A 19,284-nucleotide genomic window follows, 5' to 3' on the forward strand; every position below is an offset into this window, starting at 1 on the left:
TGGAATAATCTGAGTTTTTCGCCATAGACTTGTCGAGGTGTGGCCCAATTCGCACAATGAGCCGGTTATTTTACGTAAGCTGCACGATAACAATTTACTAACAAGGCGGTCGAGAACAAATGGTGATGAAATATGCGTTTTCTGGACTACTGCTGTGCCTGCTGGCGGGCTGTAGCGCAACGCCGCCTCAGCCTACGCAGAAGGCGCAGAAAGCGCGGATAACGCCGCAGACCACCCTCAATATGGAGCAGCTTTGCAAGGATAATGCCGCCGTCCGTTATAATACAGGCGTGCGCCAGGTGGACGTCAGCCATTTCGAACAGTTCCAGGGCAGCTTTGAGCTTTCGGGCAAGACTGCGCGGAATGAACGCTTTATCTGTTCTTTTGACCCGGACGGGCAGTTTTTACATCTTTCGATGCGCTAACGACGGCCGCGCTGGCGCTAATTTCCGCAATTTTCCCTAAACAACCCCGTTTCGTACTGTATATCTCGCAGCCAGCGGGTATACTGGCTCCTTCCTTTAAATCCACACGTATCCAGCACGAAATCATATGCAAAAGTTTGATACCAGGACCTTCCAGGGCCTGATCCTGACCTTACAGGATTACTGGGCTCGCCAGGGCTGCACCATTGTTCAACCACTGGACATGGAAGTCGGCGCAGGCACCTCTCACCCGATGACCTGCTTACGCGCATTGGGTCCAGAGCCGATGGCGACCGCCTACGTGCAGCCGTCTCGTCGCCCGACCGATGGCCGTTACGGTGAAAACCCGAACCGCTTACAGCACTACTATCAGTTCCAGGTAGTGATAAAACCCTCCCCGGAGAACATCCAGGAGCTCTACCTTGGCTCGCTGAAAGAGCTGGGTATGGACCCGACCATCCACGACATTCGCTTCGTCGAAGACAACTGGGAAAACCCGACGCTGGGCGCCTGGGGTCTGGGTTGGGAAGTGTGGCTGAACGGTATGGAAGTCACGCAGTTCACCTACTTCCAGCAGGTGGGCGGTCTGGAGTGTAAGCCGGTTACCGGCGAGATCACCTACGGTCTGGAACGTCTGGCGATGTATATCCAGGGTGTCGACAGCGTTTACGATCTGGTCTGGAGCGATGGCCCGCTGGGGAAAACGACCTACGGCGACGTGTTCCATCAGAACGAAGTGGAGCAATCCACCTATAACTTCGAATACGCTGACGTGGACTTCCTGTTCTCCTGCTTCGAGCAGTACGAGAAAGAAGCCCAGCAGCTGCTGGCGCTGGAAAACCCGCTGCCGCTGCCTGCCTACGAGCGCATTCTCAAAGCCGCCCATAGCTTTAACCTGCTGGACGCGCGTAAAGCCATCTCCGTCACCGAGCGTCAGCGCTATATCCTGCGCATTCGCACCCTGACCAAAGCAGTGGCTGAAGCTTACTATGCTTCCCGTGAAGCCCTTGGCTTCCCGATGTGCAACAAGAATAAATAAGAGGCAGCCATGTCTGAGAAAACTTTCCTGGTGGAAATCGGCACTGAAGAACTGCCACCAAAAGCCCTGCGCAGCCTGGCTGAATCCTTTGCTGCGAACGTGACCGCAGAGCTGGATAACGCTGGCCTAGCGCACGGTAAAGTTGAATGGTTTGCCGCGCCGCGCCGTCTGGCGCTGAAAGTGGCGAATCTGGCGGCTGCGCAAGCAGACCGCGAAGTCGAAAAACGCGGTCCGGCGATTGCCCAGGCGTTTGACGCCAGCGGCCACCCGAGTAAAGCGGCCGAAGGCTGGGCGCGCGGCTGCGGTATCACCGTCGATCAGGCGGAACGTCTGACGACCGATAAGGGCGAATGGCTGCTGTATCGTGCTCACGTGAAAGGCGAGAGCACCGAAGCGCTGCTGCCGAACATGATCGCAACCTCGTTGGCGAAGCTGCCGATCCCGAAACTGATGCGCTGGGGCGCGTCTGACGTCCACTTCGTGCGTCCGGTTCATACCGTGACCCTGCTGCTGGGCGACAAAGTCATCCCGGCAACTATTCTGGGCGTCCAGTCCGATCGCGTTATTCGCGGCCACCGCTTTATGGGCGAGGCTGAGTTCACTATCGACAATGCCGATCAGTATCCGCAGATCCTGCTGGAGCGCGGTAAAGTCATCGCCGATTACGAACAGCGTAAAGCCAAAATTAAAGCCGATGCAGAAGAAGCAGCGCGTAAAATTGGCGGCAACGCCGATCTGAGCGAAAGTCTGCTGGAAGAGGTGACTTCACTGGTGGAATGGCCGGTAGTCCTCACCGCGAAGTTCGAAGAGAAATTCCTTGCGGTGCCTGCCGAAGCGCTGGTTTACACCATGAAGGGCGACCAGAAGTACTTCCCGGTTTACGACAACGCGGGCAAGCTGCTGCCGAACTTCATCTTCGTCGCCAACATTGAGTCGAAAGATCCGCAGCAGATTATCTCCGGTAACGAGAAAGTGGTTCGCCCGCGCCTGGCGGATGCTGAGTTCTTCTTCAATACTGACCGTAAAAAACGTCTGGAAGATAACCTTCCGCGTCTGCAAACCGTCCTGTTCCAGCAGCAACTGGGTACGCTGCGCGATAAGACCGATCGTATTCAGGCGCTGGCCGGCTGGATCGCCGAGCAGATTGGCGCTGACGTGAATCATGCCACCCGCGCGGGCCTGCTCTCCAAGTGCGACCTGATGACCAACATGGTCTTCGAGTTCACCGATACGCAGGGCGTGATGGGCATGCACTACGCGCGCCATGATGGCGAAGCGGAAGACGTTGCGGTTGCCCTGAACGAGCAGTATCAGCCGCGCTTTGCTGGCGATGACCTGCCGTCTAACCCGGTAGCCTGCGCGGTTGCGATTGCCGATAAGATGGACACCCTGGCGGGTATCTTTGGCATCGGTCAGCATCCGAAAGGCGATAAGGACCCGTTTGCGCTGCGCCGCGCCGCGCTGGGCGTGCTGCGTATTATCGTTGAGAAGAACCTCAATCTGGACCTGCAGACCCTCACCGAAGAAGCGGTACGTCTGTACGGCGATAAGCTGACCAACGGCAACGTCGTTGATGATGTTATCGACTTCATGCTGGGGCGCTTCCGTGCCTGGTATCAGGATGAAGGCTATACCGTCGACACGATTCAGGCGGTGCTGGCGCGTCGTCCGACCCGTCCGGCAGACTTCGATGCGCGTATGAAGGCGGTTTCCCACTTCCGTACCCTCGAAGAGTCCTCTGCGCTGGCGGCGGCCAACAAGCGTGTTTCTAACATTCTGGCGAAATCAGACGTTACGCTGAACGATATCGTCCATGCTTCGGTATTGAAAGAAGCGGCCGAGATCAAGCTGGCAGGCAATTTAGTCGTGCTGCGCGATAAGCTGCAGCCGTACTTCGCCGAAGGGCGTTACCAGGATGCGCTGATTGAGCTGGCGTCCCTGCGCGAGCCGGTGGATGAGTTCTTTGAGAACGTGATGGTGAACGCAGAAGATCAGGACGTGCGCGTAAACCGACTGACGCTGCTGTCCAAGCTGCGCGATCTGTTCCTGCAGGTAGCGGATATTTCCCTGCTGCAGTAAGTGAATGGGTAATAATAAAAAACCTGCCTGCGGGCAGGTTTTTTTATGCATGGAATATAAATAAATGAACCGTTAATAATTCTCTGAATAATATTTATTTAATTTGCATTGATTGCCAGGAATTATTTTAGGAATATGCCAACGTAATCTGGTCAGATATTTACGGTAGAATGCTGACGGGTGCTTGAGACTGTTTGTCTCAGGCGTTCAGCGGGAGACAGACAGAGAAAAGCCCCACCTGATGATAAATCAAAGTGAGGCTCCCCTATGCATCAACACCATAAGAGTAGCCTCTTACCTGTTGAAAATCAACACGGGAGGCGAGGAATGCCGCAAAAGTATCTGTTGTTTAGCTTAATAGTGATTTGCTTCACTATTTTATTATTTACCTGGATGGTGCGTGATTCGCTGTGTGAATTACAGCTCAGACAGGGGAATATTGAGCTGGTGGCGTTCTTAGCCTGTGGGATTAAAACGTAAGAATGGCGGAGAGCGATCCCCGCCATTCTTACGGCGTGAAGCATTCTCAAGGCACCCTGTTTTTTTCATCAAATAAATAATTTGCCTCCTGTTTTCAGGAGGCTTTTTTTTACCGTTTTGCCATCCGGTGAAAAAACAGGCTTGAAATTCATATCAGGGTGTGGCTATCCTATGGCCCGACGAATCCCTCGTCTTACTGGAGAGCACGCGCCAAATGAACAAACACGACTGATGAATCTCATGCCTTGCTTAGCGCTATTGGCGAGCAGGGGAAGTATTGATTTCATTCAGGAGTGCTTATGGCTCATTGTGCCCAGATCCCCTCTTTTATTTTGCATCAGGTCACCTGTCACTTTGCGACAGGAGATACCCTTTTTGGTCCGCTGAATTTATCGCTGGACTCCTCTCTTTGCGGCCTTGTCGGGCGCAACGGCGTCGGTAAAACCCGGCTTTTACGCTTGCTGGCGGGCCATGACACGCCGTCGAGCGGCCACATCGAGCGCATGGTTTCCGTGAGCTACGTTGCTCAGCTGCGGGATAGGGCTTCAGAGATGACGCTGGCGGAATTGCTGGGCCTGGAGTCCATTTTCGCTGCTCTCGCTCGCCTTGATCGAGGGGAGGGACGAAGTGACGATCTTGAACGTCTTGATGGTTTTTGGGATCTCCCGGATCGTCTGGATACGGCGTTTCTTGCGGCTGGCTTAGGTACATTTTCTCCTGCACGGCCCGCCCCTTCGCTGAGCGGCGGTGAAAGAGTGAAGGCGCAGCTTTGCGGGGCATTCCTGTCCGGCGCCGATTTTCTTCTGCTTGATGAACCCACCAACCATCTCGACCGTCCGGGACGCGAGTGGCTGTATCAGCAGCTTAAACAATGGCGCGGCGGGGCGCTAATTGCCAGCCATGACCGGGAGTTATTAGCGGTCATGCCGCGTATCCTTGAGCTGACGCCTGCGACTTTGCGTCGCTACGGCGGCAACTATGCGGATTATCAGCAGCAGCGTGAGCTGGAACAGCAGGCGGCTCGCTCCGCGCTGGATCATGCCGTCGCTGAACGGCGCCGTACCCGCGCGCGGATGCACAAAGAGCACGATGCCTGCCAGCGGCGTTCCGCGCAAACGTTACGCACCGTCGATACGCTAAATATCGCGTCATTCGAGCGGGTTGCCTGGAAAGGCGCAGCAAAAGAACGTCCCGGCAGCCTGCAGCGCCAGCATCGACAGCAAAATGGCGCCCTTAACAACGCGGTAGTACAGGCGCGGGAGAGAGTGGAAGAGGAGAGCCCGGTGATGTTTACGTTACCTGGCAACCGGATAGCCCCGGGAAAACAGGTGCTGGAACTGGATGCGGTGCGGTTGGCGCATACGATGTTGGCACCGCTGAGCTGGCGGATGGATGGGCCAATGCGGGTGGCGCTGCGTGGTCCCAACGGCTGCGGTAAAACCACGTTGCTGAAAACGCTGCTGGGTCTGGAGCTGCCGATCGCTGGACGCTGCCGCTTATCGGTTAACGTGGCGTATCTGGACCAGCATCTGACCCAACTGGACCTGTCATTATCGGTTATGAAGCACCTGAACCTCGGCGATACGCCCTTAAAAGAAGGCGCGTTGCGTAGCCAGCTGGCGCAGCTACAGCTGGGGGCGGATAAAGTCGATCTGCCGCTATCGGCACTGAGCGGAGGCGAGAGATTGAAGGCGGCGCTGGCCTGCGTACTCTGGCGGCGTGATGCCACGCAGCTTCTGCTGCTGGACGAGCCCACGAATCATCTCGATTTGGCATCCACTCAGGCGATTGAAAAAGCGCTGGCCCGGTTTCCCGGTGCGATGCTGGTGGTCTCGCATGATGAAGCTTTCTTGCAGGCGCTGAAGCTGACCCACAGTCTGACATGGCGGGAAGATGGCTGGTGCTTTGAGAGGCTATAAAAGAAAAACCGCCATTTACGATGGCGGTGAACTACGCTGAAAATAAAAAAAATCCCCGCCGTATGGCAGGGACTTAGAATTTTGAGCTTTTTAAGCTTACAGGCTGGTTACGTTGCCAGCTGCCGGGCCTTTAGCGCCGCTTTCGATGGTGAAGGAAACTTTCTGACCTTCGTCCAGAGATTTATAGCCATCGTTCTGGATAGCAGAGAAGTGTACGAACACGTCTTTAGAACCATCGTCAGGAGTGATGAAGCCAAAGCCTTTGTCAGCGTTGAACCATTTTACGATACCAGTCATTTTACCGGACATAGTGAATTACCTTTAAAAAAATAAATGAGCCTTGCGGCGTTACGGTCTGGACTACAGATTTAAAGCGATAAAGGGAAAGTTCACTACCGGGGTATCAACGGATAACCTTTGAAGGACTGCTCTATTCGAATGCTCTGTGGTCTTTACTTCAAACCTGCGAGCATTAACGCATTTTCACGTCGTGATAGCAAACTTTTTTTTCGTTGGCTTGAAAACGGTCCTTTAGCAGGACCGCTAGCCGAAACCTATAAACGCTAAAATTATGAATCAATAAGCTGTCTTGAAAGCTGCGGATTGGCCTGTATCAGGCGCATCAGCTTAAGCTCCGTGGGCGAAGGCCGTACGCGTCTTGACTCCCACTCTTGTACCATTGCTACGCTGACGCCCATGGCGTTGGCAAAATCATCTATTTTCAGCCCGGTACCTTTGCGTAGCTGGTCAAATTCAATGCATGCGGCGGGCTTACGCGTCAGGGAGGCCGCCTGAGCCTGATCTTTAAAAATAATTTGTTCAAGGTTGCTCAGCAGTTCAAATGCAGGATCTTTATATTCCATTGAGGACTCCTCTCTTTCATACGGCGGAGGGTGAATTATGTAGAGCCTCTTAAGAATAGTCGGAAAAAAAGCCCAGGAATGATTACCCTGATAATTATTTATCACCAGAGGTTCTTCAGGTCCGTTGCAGACGCTATAAGGTGCTGAAAAGTAATAGAGAGAGCAGTTAAGCAAATTATTGTAAACAGGTCAGAAGAAAAGCAGAAATGGCCAGCGCGCGCCCGCTGGCCGGTGTATTACGCCTTTTGCAGCTTCTCCACTTCGCCTGGCGCAGCCGCAGGTTGCCGCTGACCCAGCTTATATTTCACCAGCAGGGCGATGGCCGACAGAAATGCCGGGATAGCCAGCAGGGAGAAAATTGTTTCGAAAGAGAGCTGGGCCTGCATCAGGAATGCGCCGCTAAACGCCCCGAGAATGCCGCCAAAGCGGCCAATACCCAGCATCCAGGCCACGCCGGTTGCGCGTCCCTGAGTGGGATAGAAGCCGGCAGCCAGCGCCGGCATCGACGATTGCGCGCCGTTCATAATGCTGCCGGCGATAAATACCATAATCCCCATCAGCAGCAGGTTATGGGTTGAGAAACCGACCAGACAAACAAAGACCCCCGTCAGCAGCCAGCCTACCGCCACGACTTTGTTTGGATTGAGCTTATCCATCAGCGCGCCGAGAATGAGTACGCCAATGCCGCCACCCAGCGGGAACAGCGCGGTGATAATGGAGGCCTGGCTCATCGTCGCCCCGGTTTCGCGGATGAGCAGCGGCAGCCAGCTGGTCAGTAAATAGAAAATCAGCAGGCCCATAAAGTAGGTCAGGCAAAGCATCACGGTGCCGACGGCGTAGCGCGGAGAAAAAATCACGCCGATGGACGATTTCTCTTTTACCTGGCCCGCTTCGCGAAGCTCAAATTCCGCCTGCTCAGGAACAGGTGCAATGCGGCGCAGGATCGCGGCGATACGCTGCGCAGGCTGGCGTTTGACCACCATATAGCGCGCGGATTCCGGTAGAAAAAAGATCAAAACGACCGCCAGCAGCAGCGGCATTACGCCACCGAGCACCAGCACGCTTTGCCAGCCGTAATGGGGGATCATCCAGGCGGAGAGAAAACCGCCCAGCGAGGAGCCCATTGGAAAGCCAACGAACATCAGATTGACCATTAGCGCTCTGCGGCGCTCAGGGGCATATTCGCTCATCAGCGTCGCGGCGTTCGGCATGGCGGCACCCAGCCCAAGGCCGGTGAGAAAACGCAACAGCGTGAGCTGATTAAGGCTGGTAGCAAAGGCGGTCAGCAGGCTGAAGCCGCCGAAAACCACAATGGACAAAATCAGAACTTTTTTGCGCCCAACGCGATCGGCGAGCGGTCCGGCGGTCAGCGCGCCGACGGCGAGCCCGACTAAGGCGGCGCTCATCACCGGGCCTAACGCCGATTTTTCGACGCCCCATTCCTGTACCAGGTCAGAGGCGATAAAGCCGATTATCGCGGTATCGAATCCGTCCATCGCGACGGTGATAAAACATAAGGCCAGAATCATCCACTGGTATTTCGTGAAGGGATGTTCATTGATAAAAGCCTGAATATCGATGGTTGTTTTCTTCATGCGGCATTCCTGGCAGGCAGAGCGGGGGACAGAGATATACCCGTCATACTTCAAGTTGCCTGTGCGTTGGCTTCGCTCGTTCACCCCAGTCACTTACACCAGTAAGCGCCTGGGACTCTCTCACTTGCCGCGTTACGCGGCTTAAGGCCTCGCCCCTTACGGTGCCAGCGCAAGCGCTGTTCAAAACGGTTAACCGCTTTGTCCCGCAACTCGAATTACTTGGGGTATCGATTATTGTTATCTCCCTCGCGGTCGTTGATGTTGTTTGTGCGATTATCGAACAAAGAGCCGTTAATCGCTCATTTAATAAAATCATCGAACGGCGGTTCAGGCAATGCAGGCGAAAAGGGAAGCGTGCGATTATCGTCCACTTTGCGACGTGGGCAGAAAAGAGAATAGTTTAATAATAGTAAAATCAAATAGTTAAGCGTTTCGCTCGAATGCCGGATGATAGCGGTAATTGTGATGAACTTAACAGCCGACGCGACTGGCCGCTAAAACGCTAAAAAGCCGGCTTTCAGGGAGGAAGAATGTGAGGAAAAGGTATCCTGCAAGGCCGACCTGGACTATCCTTGTCAGCGTCTGGCACGTGTGTGTCTGTTTGCGCTTTTTTTGGCTGAAAGGAGTAAAAAAATGGCGACAGGAAAGTCCTGCTCTCGCTGGTTTGCGGCTATTGCGGCCCTGTTAATGGTGGTTAGCCTGAGTGGGTGTTTTGATAAAGAAGGCGATCAGCGCAAAGCGTTCATCGATTTCCTGCAAAATACGGCAATGCGTAGCGGCGAACGTCTGCCGACGCTGACCGCCGATCAGAAAAAACAGTTTGGGCCTTTCGTTTCCGATTATGCGGTGATTTATGGCTATTCACAGCAGGTAAGCCAGGCGATGGATGCGGGTTTGCGTCCGGTGGTGGATAGCGTAAACGCGATCCGCGTACCGCAGGATTATGTCACCCAGCGCGAGCCGCTGCGTCAGGCAAACGGCGCCCTCGGCGTACTGAGCCAGCAGCTGGAGAATGCAAAAATGCAGGCGGATGCCGCTCACGGCGCGCTGAAGCAGGGGGACGATCTCAAGCCGGTCTTCGACCAGGTGTATAATAAAGTCGTGACCGCGCCGGCGAATGCGCTACAGCCGCTTATTCCGGCCGCTCAGGTCTTTACCCAGCAGCTGGTGCAGGTAGGCGATTTTATTGCTCAGCAAGAATCCCAGGTTAGCTTTGCGGCGAACGGTATTCAGTTCCCGACTTCGCAGCAGGCCAGCCAGTACAATACGCTGATTGGGCCGCTGGCCGCTCAGCACCAGGCCTTCAACCAGGCGTGGACGGCAGCTGTTAACGCGACCCGTTAACGGCTCTGATAGCCCGGGCAAGGCTTCACCTTCGCCCGGGTTTTCTTTTTCCCCTTCTCACTTCACCTGCGGATTCACGCAGTTCTTTTCCACTTTACCGTTCAGAGCATCAATCAGGTTATCCACCGCGCAGGCCGCCATGTTATAGCGGGTTTCATGCGTTGCGGAGCCAATATGCGGCACGGCAACAACGTTCGGCATAGTCAGCAGCGGGGAGTCTTTTTCCAGCGGTTCTTGTTCGAAAACGTCCAGTCCGGCGGCGTGAATAACCCCTTCCTGCAGAGCGGCAATCAGCGCCTTTTCGTCCACTACCGGGCCGCGCCCGGCGTTAATAAAGATGGCGCTGGACTTCATTTTGGCGAACTGTTCTTTGCCGAACAGATGATAAGTCTCGTCGGTCAGCGGTAGGATCAGGCAGACAAAATCCGCTTCCTGCAGCAGGGTATCGAGATTGCAATAGCGGGCGTTAAAGCGCTCTTCCGCCTGCGGGTGCTGGCGGCGGGCATTGTAGAGAATCGGCATACCGAAGCCCGCGTGGGCGCGCTGGGCGAGCGCCATCCCGATACGTCCCATACCCACGATGCCGAGGGTTTTATGATGCACATCGTTGCCAAACCAGTCCGGACCGATGCTTTTGGTCCACTCCCCGGCCTTCACGCGGTTGGCCACCTCAACCACCCGACGCGCGGTGCTCAGTACCAGGGCCATTACGGTATCGGCGACGGTTTCGGTCAGCACGGTCGGGGTGTGCATCAGCAGCACCTTACGCGCATTCAGCGCATCGACGTCGAAGTTATCGTAACCGACGGAAATGGTCGAGGTCGCACGAAGCTTGGGCATTTTCTCCAGTAACGCGGTATCGACTTTTTCGCTGGAACCCAGCAGGCCAACCGCTTCAGCGAACGCGTCGGCGTGCTGCGAAACGGTCTCCGGACGCAGGTTTTTCACCTGAGTGACGGTAAAGTGTTGTTCCAGACGCTGTTGCAGGTCGTCGGGAAGCGTTTTGTAGAGAATAACTGACGGCTTCATGCGGTTCTCCGTTGCGTTAAGGTTTCAGGCGTGACGTGCGCCAAGCGGAAGTTTTTGATTATTAGCAGGCTTAACAATCAAAGTAAGCCATACCGAGACGAAAAGCGCCACTCCCATGAAAATGTACGAGGCTGCGGGGCTGCCGGTGGTGCCGTTCAGGTAACCGACAAACCATGAACCGAAGAACGAACCCAGCGCGCCCATGCTGTTAATCAGCGCCATGGCGCCGCCGGCGACGTTGCGCGGCAGCATCTCAGGAATGATGGCGAAGAACGGCCCGTAGGGGGCGTACATCGCCGCGCCGGCAATCACCAGCAGGGTGTACGAGATCCAGAAATGGTTGGCGCCAACGGCCCAGGAACCAATAAAGGCGAAGGCGGCAATCAGCAGCAGCGGCCAGACAAACAGCTTGCGGTTCTGCATTTTATCAGAGGCCCAGGAGACTACGATCATCGCGATGGTCGCCGCCAGATAGGGAACCGAGGAGAGCCAGCCGACTTCGACCATGCCCATATTCTCGCCGCCGCTGCGGATAATGGACGGCAGCCACAGAACGAAACCGTAAACCCCGATGCTCCAGGCGAAATACTGCATGCACAGCAGGATAACATTGCGCGAGCGGAAGGCTTCGCCGTAGTTGCGCACCGGTTTGATACCCTGCTGTTCACGCTCCAGCTGCTCCTGTAACGCGGCTTTTTCACTTTCCGCCAGCCAGTTGACCTGCGACGGTTTATCTTTTACCAGCACCCACCAGCAGAAGGCCCAAATTACCGCCGGAACCCCTTCAATAATAAACATTTCCCGCCAGCCGAAAGCCTGGATGAGATAGCCGGATACGACCGACATCCACAGCACCGTCACCGGGTTACCGAGGATCAGGAAGGTATTGGCACGGGAGCGTTCAGATTTCGTAAACCAGTTGCTGATGTAAATCAGCATCGCCGGCATGACCGCAGCCTCGACAACGCCAAGGATAAAGCGAATCGCCGCCAGCGCGGGGATATTGTGCACCATCCCGGTCAGCGAGGCGCAGGCACCCCACAGGATCAGACAGATAAAAATCAGTTTACGTACGCTGCGGCGTTCGGCGTAAATCGCGCCGGGGATCTGAAAGAAGAAGTAGCCGAGGAAGAACAGCGCTCCCAGCAGGGAGGAGATACCTTTGGTGATCCCCAGGTCTTCGGTAATACCGGCCGCCGAAGCGAAGCTGAAGTTAGCGCGGTCGAGGTATGCCAGGCTATACGTGATAAACACGATAGGCATGATGTACCACCAGCGTTTTGTTGCATTCGTTGAACTATTCATAGGTTTGCCTCTGTAATTGAGGTGACGCTCATCATAGAAAAGATCCGTTACGCCGCGCTGCATGTAGGGTACAGAACGGCCTGACGTTGTGCTGAATCTGTTTACTCGTCCAGCGCCTCGCGCGTGGGTAAGCCTTCGCTATCGCCCTGAACCTGTATGGCCAGGGAGCCAATTTTATTTCCACGTTTTACCGCCTGCTGCAGCGGTTTTCCTTCCAACAGGGCGCTGATGACCCCGACGGCAAAACCATCGCCCGCGCCGACGGTATCGACGACGTTATCCACTTTTATTGCCGCGACGGCCCCCTGTTCGCCGTCGGCGGTTTTATACCAGGCGCCATCGGTTCCGGTTTTAATGATGACCGCGCGAACACCGTGGCGGAGATAAAAGTCCGCAATAGCTTCCGGCGTTTGCTGGCCGGTCAGAATCATGCCTTCTTTTAAACCCGGCAGAACCCAGTCGGCCTGGAATGCGAGCTGGTTAAGCTTCTCCACCATTTCGGCTTCGCTTTTCCACAGCACCGGCCGCAGATTGGGGTCGAACGAAATGGTTTTTCCCTGCGCCTTCATGGTGCGTGCCGCGCGGTCCAGCAGGGCGTATGAACTTTCCGACAGCGCGGCGGCCACGCCGCTTAAGTGCAGGTGGCGGGCGCTGGCGAAGTACGATTCGTTAAAGTCGTCCGGCGAAAGATGGCTGGCGGCGGATCCTTTACGGAAGTATTCCACGATGGGATCGGTTCCATTTTCAACTTTAGATTTCAGCTGAAAGCCGGTAGCGTAGCGGCTATCGGTGCTCACGCCGCAGGCGTCGATCCCCTCCTTCGCCAGCGTATTGAGGACGAAGCGGCCAAAGCTGTCCGCGCCAACGCGGCTTACCCAGCCGACGCTTAAGCCGAGGCGGGCCAGCCCGGTCGCGACGTTCAGCTCCGCGCCCGCCACGCGCTTCATAAAGTGTTCTACATCGGCCAGCTCGCCGGTTTCGGTGGCGACAAACATCGCCATAGCTTCGCCTATCGTGATGACATCTAATGGTTTTTGCATAACTTAATCCTCACGTAACAGCTTGACGTAGCGGCGGGTCACGGCTGTCAGGTCATGGCCAGTCAGCGGAAATTCGATCCCCCGCGGGGCATCGGCGGGCAGGTTGTTGAGCAGCGCCAGCCAGCGTGCGGAGGCCTCATCCGGCGGCACGGCGCGAAACTGCGAATGGTGCGGCTCAGCCGCCTTAACATGAATATAGCTAACGGCCGGGGCCAGGTGGCGCGCAGCCTCTTCCGGCGAGTCGCCGACCCATAGCCAGTTGCCCATATCAAAGGTGAGGGTGATCGGCAGCTGATTAACCCGGCAGGCGGCTTTGAAGCGCTGCATCGGCGCCAGCTGGCCGCAGTCGGTTTGGTCGTTTTCCACCACCAGCGCCATCCCGCTCTCCTGCAGAATTTCGCGCAGGGCTTCGAGGTCATCGTGGTGGCTAAAGTGGCCCAGCGAGAGCTTCAGCCACAGCGCGTTGAGCGTTTGCGCTTCCTGTAAAAAGTCGCTAAGACGCGGGTTGAGCGAGCCGTCTGCGGCAAACAGGGCTTCCGGCGCGGAATAGCAGACCAGCAGGCCGCGACGCTCAATGTCGGCCGCTAATTCCGCCAGGCGGGACAGTTCATCAGGGGTGAACAGTTCGCGGCGGATCTCTACGCCATCGGCGCCGGAACCGGCGATAAACGGCAGGACGGCGGACTGCCCGCCCAGCGCTTTAACGTGGTCATTCCCGTACGCGGCGGTAACGACAATAATCTTTCTGGCCATCCCAATACTCCCGACGATTATCTGATGCGTTGCTTATTACGCTAGATGGTATCGGTTCCAAAGCAAAGGCCAGGATGTCTGATTTATGATCGCCATCACGAAGGATCGCTAGCGGGAGGTTGAGCCTCTGACGATCAGCTCTCCGGAAAATACCCTTTCGCAGACCGGGTCGGTGCTGCCTTCAATCCGGCGCACCACCTGCTCGACGGCGGCGAAGCCAATCTGCCAGGTCGGCTGTTTGAGCGTAGTAATCCCCACGCCCGCCAGCTCGGCCCACTCCAGTTCATCGAAGCCCAGCAGGCCGATATCGCTGCCCCAAATCAGGCCAACGCGTTTCAGGGAGCGTGCCACCTGCAGCGTCAGCGCGCCGTTGGCGGAAATTACCGCCTTACGCATGCCGCGATGGTGGGAGTGGAAATGACGCAGGACGTTATCCAGCATCGCGCCATCGTTCAACGGCACTTCGGCGTTTTCCGCGACGATGCCGGTATGGCGCTGGAGCGTCTGGCGAAACGCGCTCAGGCGCTCGCGACGGGTATTGACTGAGCCAAGAGGCTCGCTGAGGAACAACAGCGCTTCGAAGCCTTTCTCCACCAGATGTTCGGTGGCCGTGGTGGCGGCCTGGGTATTATCGAGGCCGACGACATCGCAGGCGAATTCCGGAATCTTGCGGTCGATAAGCACCATCGGCAGCGCCGACTGCTGCAGGCGGTTAAGGCCATCCTCACGCATCCCGACGGCGTTGACCACAATCCCCTCGACCTGGTAGCTGCGCAGCAGGTCGAGATAGTGCAGTTCCTGATCCAGCTCGTTGTTGGTATTACATACCAGTAGGGTGAATCCCTTTTCACGACAGGCCGCTTCAATACCGCTGAGCACGTTGACGGAGTAGGGATTGGTAATATCGGCGATGATCAGGCCGATCAGTCGGGTGCGGCCATGCTTCAGGCCGCGGGCCATCAGGCTGGGACGATAGTCGAGCTCGGCAATGGCTTTTTCAATGCGTCCCAGCAAATCGTCGGAAAGCAGGTGCTTCTCGCCGTTCAGATAGCGTGAAATGCTGGTTTTGCCGGTCTTTGCGGCTTTCGCCACATCGCTAATGGTTGCTCGCGCCGCTTTCGCCATGGTGGCTTCCTTTGCTGAAATCTGCACACACCTTAGCGCGAAAATCCGCTATATCAAGCATTTTGCCCGGCGATTCGCCGGGCAAAGGGGGAGGTTACTGCAGCGGGCTGAGGGTAATTTCCACGCGGCGGTTCTGCGCTTTCCCTTCCGCCGTGCTGTTGCTGGCGATGGGGTTCGCCGGACCCATGCCGGTCGTGCGGATGCGACTGGCCGCTACGCCCTGGGTGATAAGCGCGCTGGCGACGCTCTCCGCGCGCTGCTGAGAAAGACGCATATTCAGATCCTGGCTACCGGTACTGTCGGTATAGCCAACCACGTTAACCGCGGTTTTCTCATACTCTTTGAGCACCATTGCCACCCCGGTCAGGGTATTGGCGCCTGCCGGTTTGAGATTGGCGCTGCTGCTGTCGAAGGTCACATTGTTTGGCATATTCAGTACGATATTGTCACCGTTGCGCGTCACGCTTACGCCGGTTCCCTGCATTTTGTCGCGCAGCTTCGCTTCCTGCACGTCCATGTAGTAACCGATGCCGCCGCCCAGCGCTGCACCGGCCGCTGCGCCAATCAGCGCGCCTTTGCCGCGGTCATGTTTGGAAGAGGAGAGCACGCCGACGCCTGCGCCGACCAATGAACCAATGCCCGCGCCGATCCCGGATTTACCCGCTTCGCGTTCGCCAGTGTAGGGGTTGGTGGTACAGCCAGAAATGACCAGTGCGCCGCTAACGATAGCCGCAATCATGAGTACGCGTTTTTTCATCTTAATTCCTTAATCCTTTTTATTCTTTGCCACAGCGACCGTGACGGTTGATTATGACGCCCGAAGCCGGAGAAAATTCCGCAGAGAGCATCTCAATTTGTAAATAACATTGAACGGCTGAATAACTTGTCGTCACTACACCTGCTATCGCTGACCAGGAGTCCGTTTTGCCAACCTCATCTGCCACCAAAACTATTCTGACCGCCGCCCACTGGGGACCCATACTGGTCGAAACCGATGGTGAAAACGTCATCTCGTCGCGCGGAGCGCTTGATACGCCTTTCGCCAACTCCCTGCAAACTGCCGTGCGCGATCAGGTGCACAGCAAAACTCGGGTACGTTACCCGATGGTGCGTAAGGGCTTCCTCGCCTCGCCAGAAAGCCCACAAGGCGTGCGCGGGCAGGACGAGTTTGTGCGGGTGAGCTGGGAGCAGGCGCTGGATCTGATTCACGCTCAGCATCGACGCATTCGCGACAGCTATGGCCCGAGCGCCATCTTCGCGGGTTCCTACGGCTGGCGTTCTAACGGCGTGCTGCACAAAGCGGCGACGCTGCTCCAGCGCTATATGAGCCTGGCGGGCGGTTATACCGGGCATCTGGGCGATTATTCCACCGGCGCGGCGCAGGCGATCATGCCGTACGTGGTTGGCGGTAATGAGGTTTATCAGCAGCAGACCAGCTGGCCAATGGTGCTGGAACATAGCGATGTGGTGGTGCTGTGGAGCGCTAACCCATTAAATACGCTAAAAATTGCCTGGAACGCTTCCGATGAGCAGGGCATCCCGTGGTTCGATCGTCTGCGTCAGAGCGGGAAGCGGGTGATCTGCATCGATCCAATGCGATCGGAAACGGCGGAATTCTTTGGCGACGCGGCGGAGTGGATCGCCCCGCATATGGGCACCGACGTGGCGCTGATGCTCGGTATCGCCCATACGCTGGTGGAAAACGGCTGGCAGGATGACGCGTTTTTGGCCCGCTGCACCAGCGGCTATGACGTTTTCGCTCGCTATCTGACCGGGGAGAGCGACGGAACGGCCAAAACGGCGGAATGGGCGGCGGCGATCTGCGGCATTAGCGCGGAGAAAATTCGCGAACTGGCACAACTTTTCCACGAAAACACCACCATGTTAATGTCCGGCTGGGGAATGCAGCGCCAGCAGTTTGGCGAACAAAAGCACTGGATGCTGGTGACCCTTGCCGCCATGCTCGGCCAGATTGGCACCGAGGGCGGAGGCTTTGGCCTCTCCTATCACTTTGCCAACGGCGGCAACCCTACGCGCCGCGCGGCGGTGCTGGCCTCAATGCAGGGCAGCGTGGCGGGCGGTACCGATGCAGTGGAAAAAATCCCGGTCGCGCGCATCGTTGAAGCGCTGGAAAACCCCGGGGCGTCTTATCAACATAACGGTATGGAACGCCGCTTCCCGGATATCCGCTTTATCTGGTGGGCGGGCGGCGCCAACTTTACCCATCATCAGGATACCAATCGCCTGATCCGCGCCTGGCAAAAGCCGGAGCTGGTGGTGATTTCCGAATGCTTCTGGACCGCGGCGGCGCGCCATGCCGATATCGTCCTGCCTGCGACAACCTCATTTGAACGCAACGATATGACGATGACCGGCGATTACAGTAACCAGCATCTGGTGCCGATGAAACGGGTGGTCGCGCCGCGCGATGAAGCGCGCGATGATTTCGAGGTTTTCGCCGATCTCAGCGAGCGCTGGGAAGCGGGCGGGCGGGAGCGCTTCACTGAGGGTAAAAACGATCTGCAGTGGCTGGAGACGTTTTACCAGATTGCCGCCCAGCGCGGGGCGGCGCAGCAGGTTTCCCTGCCGCCGTTCGCCCAGTTCTGGCAGGACAATCAGTTGATTGAAATGCCGGAAAATCCTGAAAACGCGCGTTTCGCCCGCTTTGCCGCCTTCAGGGCCGATCCGCTGGCGAATCCGCTGAAAACCGCCAGCGGAAAAATTGAAATTCACTCGCCGACCATCGCCGGGTTTGCTTATGCGGATTGCCCGCCGCATCCTATGTGGCTGGAGCCGGACGAGTGGCACGGCAATGCGCAGGCAGGCCAGCTTCAGGTGCTTTCCGCACATCCGGCGCATCGCCTTCATAGCCAGCTCAACCAGACGTCGCTGCGTGAACGGTACGCTGTGGCGGGCCGTGAACCGTTAACCCTTCATCCGCAGGATGCGCAGGCGCGCAATATTGCCGATGGCGATCTGGTGCGGGTATGGAATTCACGCGGTCAGGTGCTGGCCGGCGCAGTGGTAACCGACGGTATCCGTCCGGGGGTTATTTGCCTGCATGAAGGGGCGTGGCCGGATCTCGACGCTCAGGCGGGTATCTGCAAAAACGGTGCGGTAAACGTGCTTACCAAAGATATTCCCACCTCGCGACTGGGCAACGGCTGCGCCGGAAATACGGCGCTGGCCTGGCTGGAAAAATATACCGGACCCGAGCTTACGCTGACGGCATTTGATCCGCCGACCAATGCATAATCCAGGTTGGATGCTGGGTTTCATCCTGCCATGCGCAGTCTTCAATGCGGAAGCCTTGCGCATGGTAGAAATTTACCGCCTGAACGTTTTTCTGATATACCTCGAGGCTGAGCCAGCCGTAGTGTTTTTTGACTTCGCCGATTAGCGCGCTGCCGATACCCTGTCTGACGGCGTCCGGCGCAACGAACAGCGCGCCGATGAAGCGGGATTCCATTACGCTGATAAAGCCCTTCAGCATGCCATCCTGTTCCCAGACCCAGGTTTGGGCGGCGGGCAGATAAACGTCGCGCACTATCGCCAGGCTATCATGCCAGTAGCTTTCGGCGATAAACGGGTGCGCGTGGATCGTACTTTCCAGCCACAGCTCAAGCAGCGGGCCGGTTTCGCTAGCGTCCCAGTGACGAATCATCCTGGCCTCCTGTGCGACAGAAACAGCCGGTGACGTGGTCATTGACCAGACCGCAGGCCTGCATAAAGGAGTAGCAGATAGTGGAGCCGACAAACTTAAAGCCGCGTTTTTTCAGCGCTTTCGATAGCGCGTCAGAAGCGGGGGTGGTTGTCGGGATCTCCGCCAGCGTGGCGGCGGTCGTCACCTGCGGTTGATTGTCGACGAACGACCAGACGAAATCTGCGAAAGGTTCGCCATTTTCTTCCATTGCCAGGAAGGCGCGAGCGTTGCCGATGATGGCCTGGATTTTACCGCGGTGGCGAATAATACCGGCGTCGAGAAGCAGACGTTCAATATCTTCTTCACCCATAGCGGCGACGCGAACCGGGTCAAACTGGTGAAAAGCGTTGCGGTAGTTTTCACGCTTTTTCAGCACGGTGATCCACGATAGTCCGGCCTGCTGGCCCTCAAGGCAAATCATCTCAAACAGCTTACGAGGATTCTTTTCCGCAACGCCCCACTCGCTATCGTGATACTCAATGTATAAAGGATCCTGACTGACCCATCCGCAACGTTGCATCTGCCTCTCCCTTTTGTCATAAAAATCAGTCGTTCAACTTGACGGCTGAAAGATAAAGATAATAG

General features: G+C 56.5%; 18 protein-coding genes. 7 read left to right on the plus strand and 11 right to left on the minus strand.

Going from position 1 to position 19,284, the window contains the following annotated elements; genetic code table 11:
- Positions 1-119: 119 nt before the first annotated feature.
- The 5 genes from ABLV75_RS23235 to ABLV75_RS23255 all read left to right on the plus strand — a co-directional run bounded on the left by ABLV75_RS23235 (position 120) and on the right by ABLV75_RS23255 (position 5,942).
- On the plus strand, positions 120-425 hold the full coding sequence (locus ABLV75_RS23235; protein WP_004116342.1) for a YsaB family lipoprotein: 306 nt from the start codon (positions 120-122) through the stop codon (positions 423-425).
- Between the two features lie 127 nt (positions 426-552).
- A complete protein-coding gene (gene glyQ / locus ABLV75_RS23240; protein WP_004106786.1) occupies positions 553-1,464 on the plus strand; it encodes a glycine--tRNA ligase subunit alpha in 912 nt (303 codons plus the stop codon).
- Positions 1,465-1,473: 9 nt separating this feature from the next.
- Positions 1,474-3,543, plus strand: a complete 2,070-nt coding sequence (glyS, locus tag ABLV75_RS23245) for a glycine--tRNA ligase subunit beta (protein ID WP_004106780.1) — start codon at positions 1,474-1,476, stop codon at positions 3,541-3,543.
- Between the two features lie 327 nt (positions 3,544-3,870).
- Positions 3,871-4,023: a type I toxin-antitoxin system toxin HokA gene (gene hokA, locus ABLV75_RS23250; protein ID WP_004106778.1), complete on the plus strand. Its 153-nt coding sequence runs from the start codon at positions 3,871-3,873 to the stop codon at positions 4,021-4,023.
- 299 nt (positions 4,024-4,322) lie between these two features.
- A complete protein-coding gene (locus ABLV75_RS23255; protein ID WP_163524754.1) occupies positions 4,323-5,942 on the plus strand; it encodes an ATP-binding cassette domain-containing protein in 1,620 nt (539 codons plus the stop codon).
- Between the two features lie 96 nt (positions 5,943-6,038).
- On the opposite strand, the gene cspA is transcribed toward ABLV75_RS23255, so the two are convergent.
- From cspA to ABLV75_RS23270, 3 genes are all read right to left on the minus strand, one after another.
- Positions 6,039-6,251: an RNA chaperone/antiterminator CspA gene (cspA, locus tag ABLV75_RS23260; protein ID WP_000014594.1), complete on the minus strand. Its 213-nt coding sequence runs from the start codon at positions 6,249-6,251 to the stop codon at positions 6,039-6,041.
- Between the two features lie 260 nt (positions 6,252-6,511).
- A complete protein-coding gene (locus ABLV75_RS23265) occupies positions 6,512-6,805 on the minus strand; it encodes an HTH-type transcriptional regulator (RefSeq protein WP_004106774.1) in 294 nt (97 codons plus the stop codon).
- 236 nt (positions 6,806-7,041) lie between these two features.
- A complete protein-coding gene (locus tag ABLV75_RS23270; RefSeq protein WP_004106772.1) occupies positions 7,042-8,400 on the minus strand; it encodes an MFS transporter in 1,359 nt (452 codons plus the stop codon).
- A 633-nt stretch (positions 8,401-9,033) separates the two neighbouring features.
- Between ABLV75_RS23270 and ABLV75_RS23275 the strand changes: the two genes are divergently transcribed.
- On the plus strand, positions 9,034-9,744 hold the full coding sequence (locus tag ABLV75_RS23275; RefSeq protein WP_004106769.1) for a DUF3053 domain-containing protein: 711 nt from the start codon (positions 9,034-9,036) through the stop codon (positions 9,742-9,744).
- A gap of 57 nt (positions 9,745-9,801) precedes the next feature.
- Here ABLV75_RS23275 and ghrB read toward each other — a convergent pair whose 3' ends face one another.
- From ghrB to ABLV75_RS23305, 6 genes are all read right to left on the minus strand, one after another.
- Positions 9,802-10,773, minus strand: a complete 972-nt coding sequence (gene ghrB, locus ABLV75_RS23280; RefSeq protein WP_032729123.1) for a glyoxylate/hydroxypyruvate reductase GhrB — start codon at positions 10,771-10,773, stop codon at positions 9,802-9,804.
- A 24-nt stretch (positions 10,774-10,797) separates the two neighbouring features.
- Positions 10,798-12,078: an MFS transporter gene (locus ABLV75_RS23285; protein ID WP_004106766.1), complete on the minus strand. Its 1,281-nt coding sequence runs from the start codon at positions 12,076-12,078 to the stop codon at positions 10,798-10,800.
- Positions 12,079-12,179: 101 nt separating this feature from the next.
- Entirely contained in the window at positions 12,180-13,118 is a 939-nt protein-coding gene (locus ABLV75_RS23290; protein ID WP_004116328.1) for a sugar kinase, read from the minus strand.
- Between the two features lie 3 nt (positions 13,119-13,121).
- Complete coding sequence (locus ABLV75_RS23295; protein ID WP_016807725.1) at positions 13,122-13,871, minus strand: sugar phosphate isomerase/epimerase; 750 nt, start codon at positions 13,869-13,871, stop codon at positions 13,122-13,124.
- A gap of 108 nt (positions 13,872-13,979) precedes the next feature.
- Positions 13,980-14,996: a LacI family DNA-binding transcriptional regulator gene (locus ABLV75_RS23300; RefSeq protein WP_004106759.1), complete on the minus strand. Its 1,017-nt coding sequence runs from the start codon at positions 14,994-14,996 to the stop codon at positions 13,980-13,982.
- 94 nt (positions 14,997-15,090) lie between these two features.
- Entirely contained in the window at positions 15,091-15,753 is a 663-nt protein-coding gene (locus ABLV75_RS23305) for an OmpA family lipoprotein (RefSeq protein ID WP_004106757.1), read from the minus strand.
- A 167-nt stretch (positions 15,754-15,920) separates the two neighbouring features.
- Between ABLV75_RS23305 and ABLV75_RS23310 the strand changes: the two genes are divergently transcribed.
- Positions 15,921-18,251 (plus strand): molybdopterin guanine dinucleotide-containing S/N-oxide reductase, encoded by a 2,331-nt coding sequence (locus tag ABLV75_RS23310; RefSeq protein WP_004116318.1) that lies wholly within the window; start codon positions 15,921-15,923, stop codon positions 18,249-18,251.
- Here the strand turns inward: ABLV75_RS23310 and ABLV75_RS23315 are convergent.
- Both ABLV75_RS23315 and tag read right to left on the minus strand, forming a co-directional pair.
- Entirely contained in the window at positions 18,214-18,660 is a 447-nt protein-coding gene (locus tag ABLV75_RS23315) for an N-acetyltransferase (protein WP_004116315.1), read from the minus strand. The two genes, ABLV75_RS23310 and ABLV75_RS23315, sit on opposite strands and share 38 nt — an antisense overlap.
- Positions 18,638-19,219, minus strand: coding sequence for a DNA-3-methyladenine glycosylase I (gene tag, locus ABLV75_RS23320; RefSeq protein WP_004116312.1), 582 nt, complete (start codon positions 19,217-19,219; stop codon positions 18,638-18,640). The genes ABLV75_RS23315 and tag overlap by 23 nt, the downstream gene beginning before the upstream one ends.
- Positions 19,220-19,284 lie beyond the last annotated feature (65 nt).

The sequence above is a fragment of the Klebsiella sp. CN_Kp066 genome, from assembly GCF_040065135.1.
Classification (GTDB): domain Bacteria; phylum Pseudomonadota; class Gammaproteobacteria; order Enterobacterales; family Enterobacteriaceae; genus Klebsiella; species Klebsiella oxytoca.

Coding starts and splice junctions, on each gene's coding strand:
- ABLV75_RS23235 (WP_004116342.1), top strand. CDS start 120: ATGGTGATGAAATATGCGTTTTCTGGACTACTGCTGTGCCTGCTGGCG.
- ABLV75_RS23275 (WP_004106769.1), top strand. CDS start 9,034: ATGGCGACAGGAAAGTCCTGCTCTCGCTGGTTTGCGGCTATTGCGGCC.
- ABLV75_RS23300 (WP_004106759.1), bottom strand. CDS start 14,996: ATGGCGAAAGCGGCGCGAGCAACCATTAGCGATGTGGCGAAAGCCGCA.
- ABLV75_RS23270 (WP_004106772.1), bottom strand. CDS start 8,400: ATGAAGAAAACAACCATCGATATTCAGGCTTTTATCAATGAACATCCC.
- ABLV75_RS23255 (WP_163524754.1), top strand. CDS start 4,323: ATGGCTCATTGTGCCCAGATCCCCTCTTTTATTTTGCATCAGGTCACC.
- ABLV75_RS23295 (WP_016807725.1), bottom strand. CDS start 13,871: ATGGCCAGAAAGATTATTGTCGTTACCGCCGCGTACGGGAATGACCAC.
- ABLV75_RS23285 (WP_004106766.1), bottom strand. CDS start 12,078: ATGAATAGTTCAACGAATGCAACAAAACGCTGGTGGTACATCATGCCT.
- glyS (WP_004106780.1), top strand. CDS start 1,474: ATGTCTGAGAAAACTTTCCTGGTGGAAATCGGCACTGAAGAACTGCCA.
- glyQ (WP_004106786.1), top strand. CDS start 553: ATGCAAAAGTTTGATACCAGGACCTTCCAGGGCCTGATCCTGACCTTA.
- cspA (WP_000014594.1), bottom strand. CDS start 6,251: ATGTCCGGTAAAATGACTGGTATCGTAAAATGGTTCAACGCTGACAAA.
- ABLV75_RS23290 (WP_004116328.1), bottom strand. CDS start 13,118: ATGCAAAAACCATTAGATGTCATCACGATAGGCGAAGCTATGGCGATG.
- tag (WP_004116312.1), bottom strand. CDS start 19,219: ATGCAACGTTGCGGATGGGTCAGTCAGGATCCTTTATACATTGAGTAT.
- ABLV75_RS23315 (WP_004116315.1), bottom strand. CDS start 18,660: ATGATTCGTCACTGGGACGCTAGCGAAACCGGCCCGCTGCTTGAGCTG.
- ghrB (WP_032729123.1), bottom strand. CDS start 10,773: ATGAAGCCGTCAGTTATTCTCTACAAAACGCTTCCCGACGACCTGCAA.
- ABLV75_RS23265 (WP_004106774.1), bottom strand. CDS start 6,805: ATGGAATATAAAGATCCTGCATTTGAACTGCTGAGCAACCTTGAACAA.
- hokA (WP_004106778.1), top strand. CDS start 3,871: ATGCCGCAAAAGTATCTGTTGTTTAGCTTAATAGTGATTTGCTTCACT.
- ABLV75_RS23305 (WP_004106757.1), bottom strand. CDS start 15,753: ATGAAAAAACGCGTACTCATGATTGCGGCTATCGTTAGCGGCGCACTG.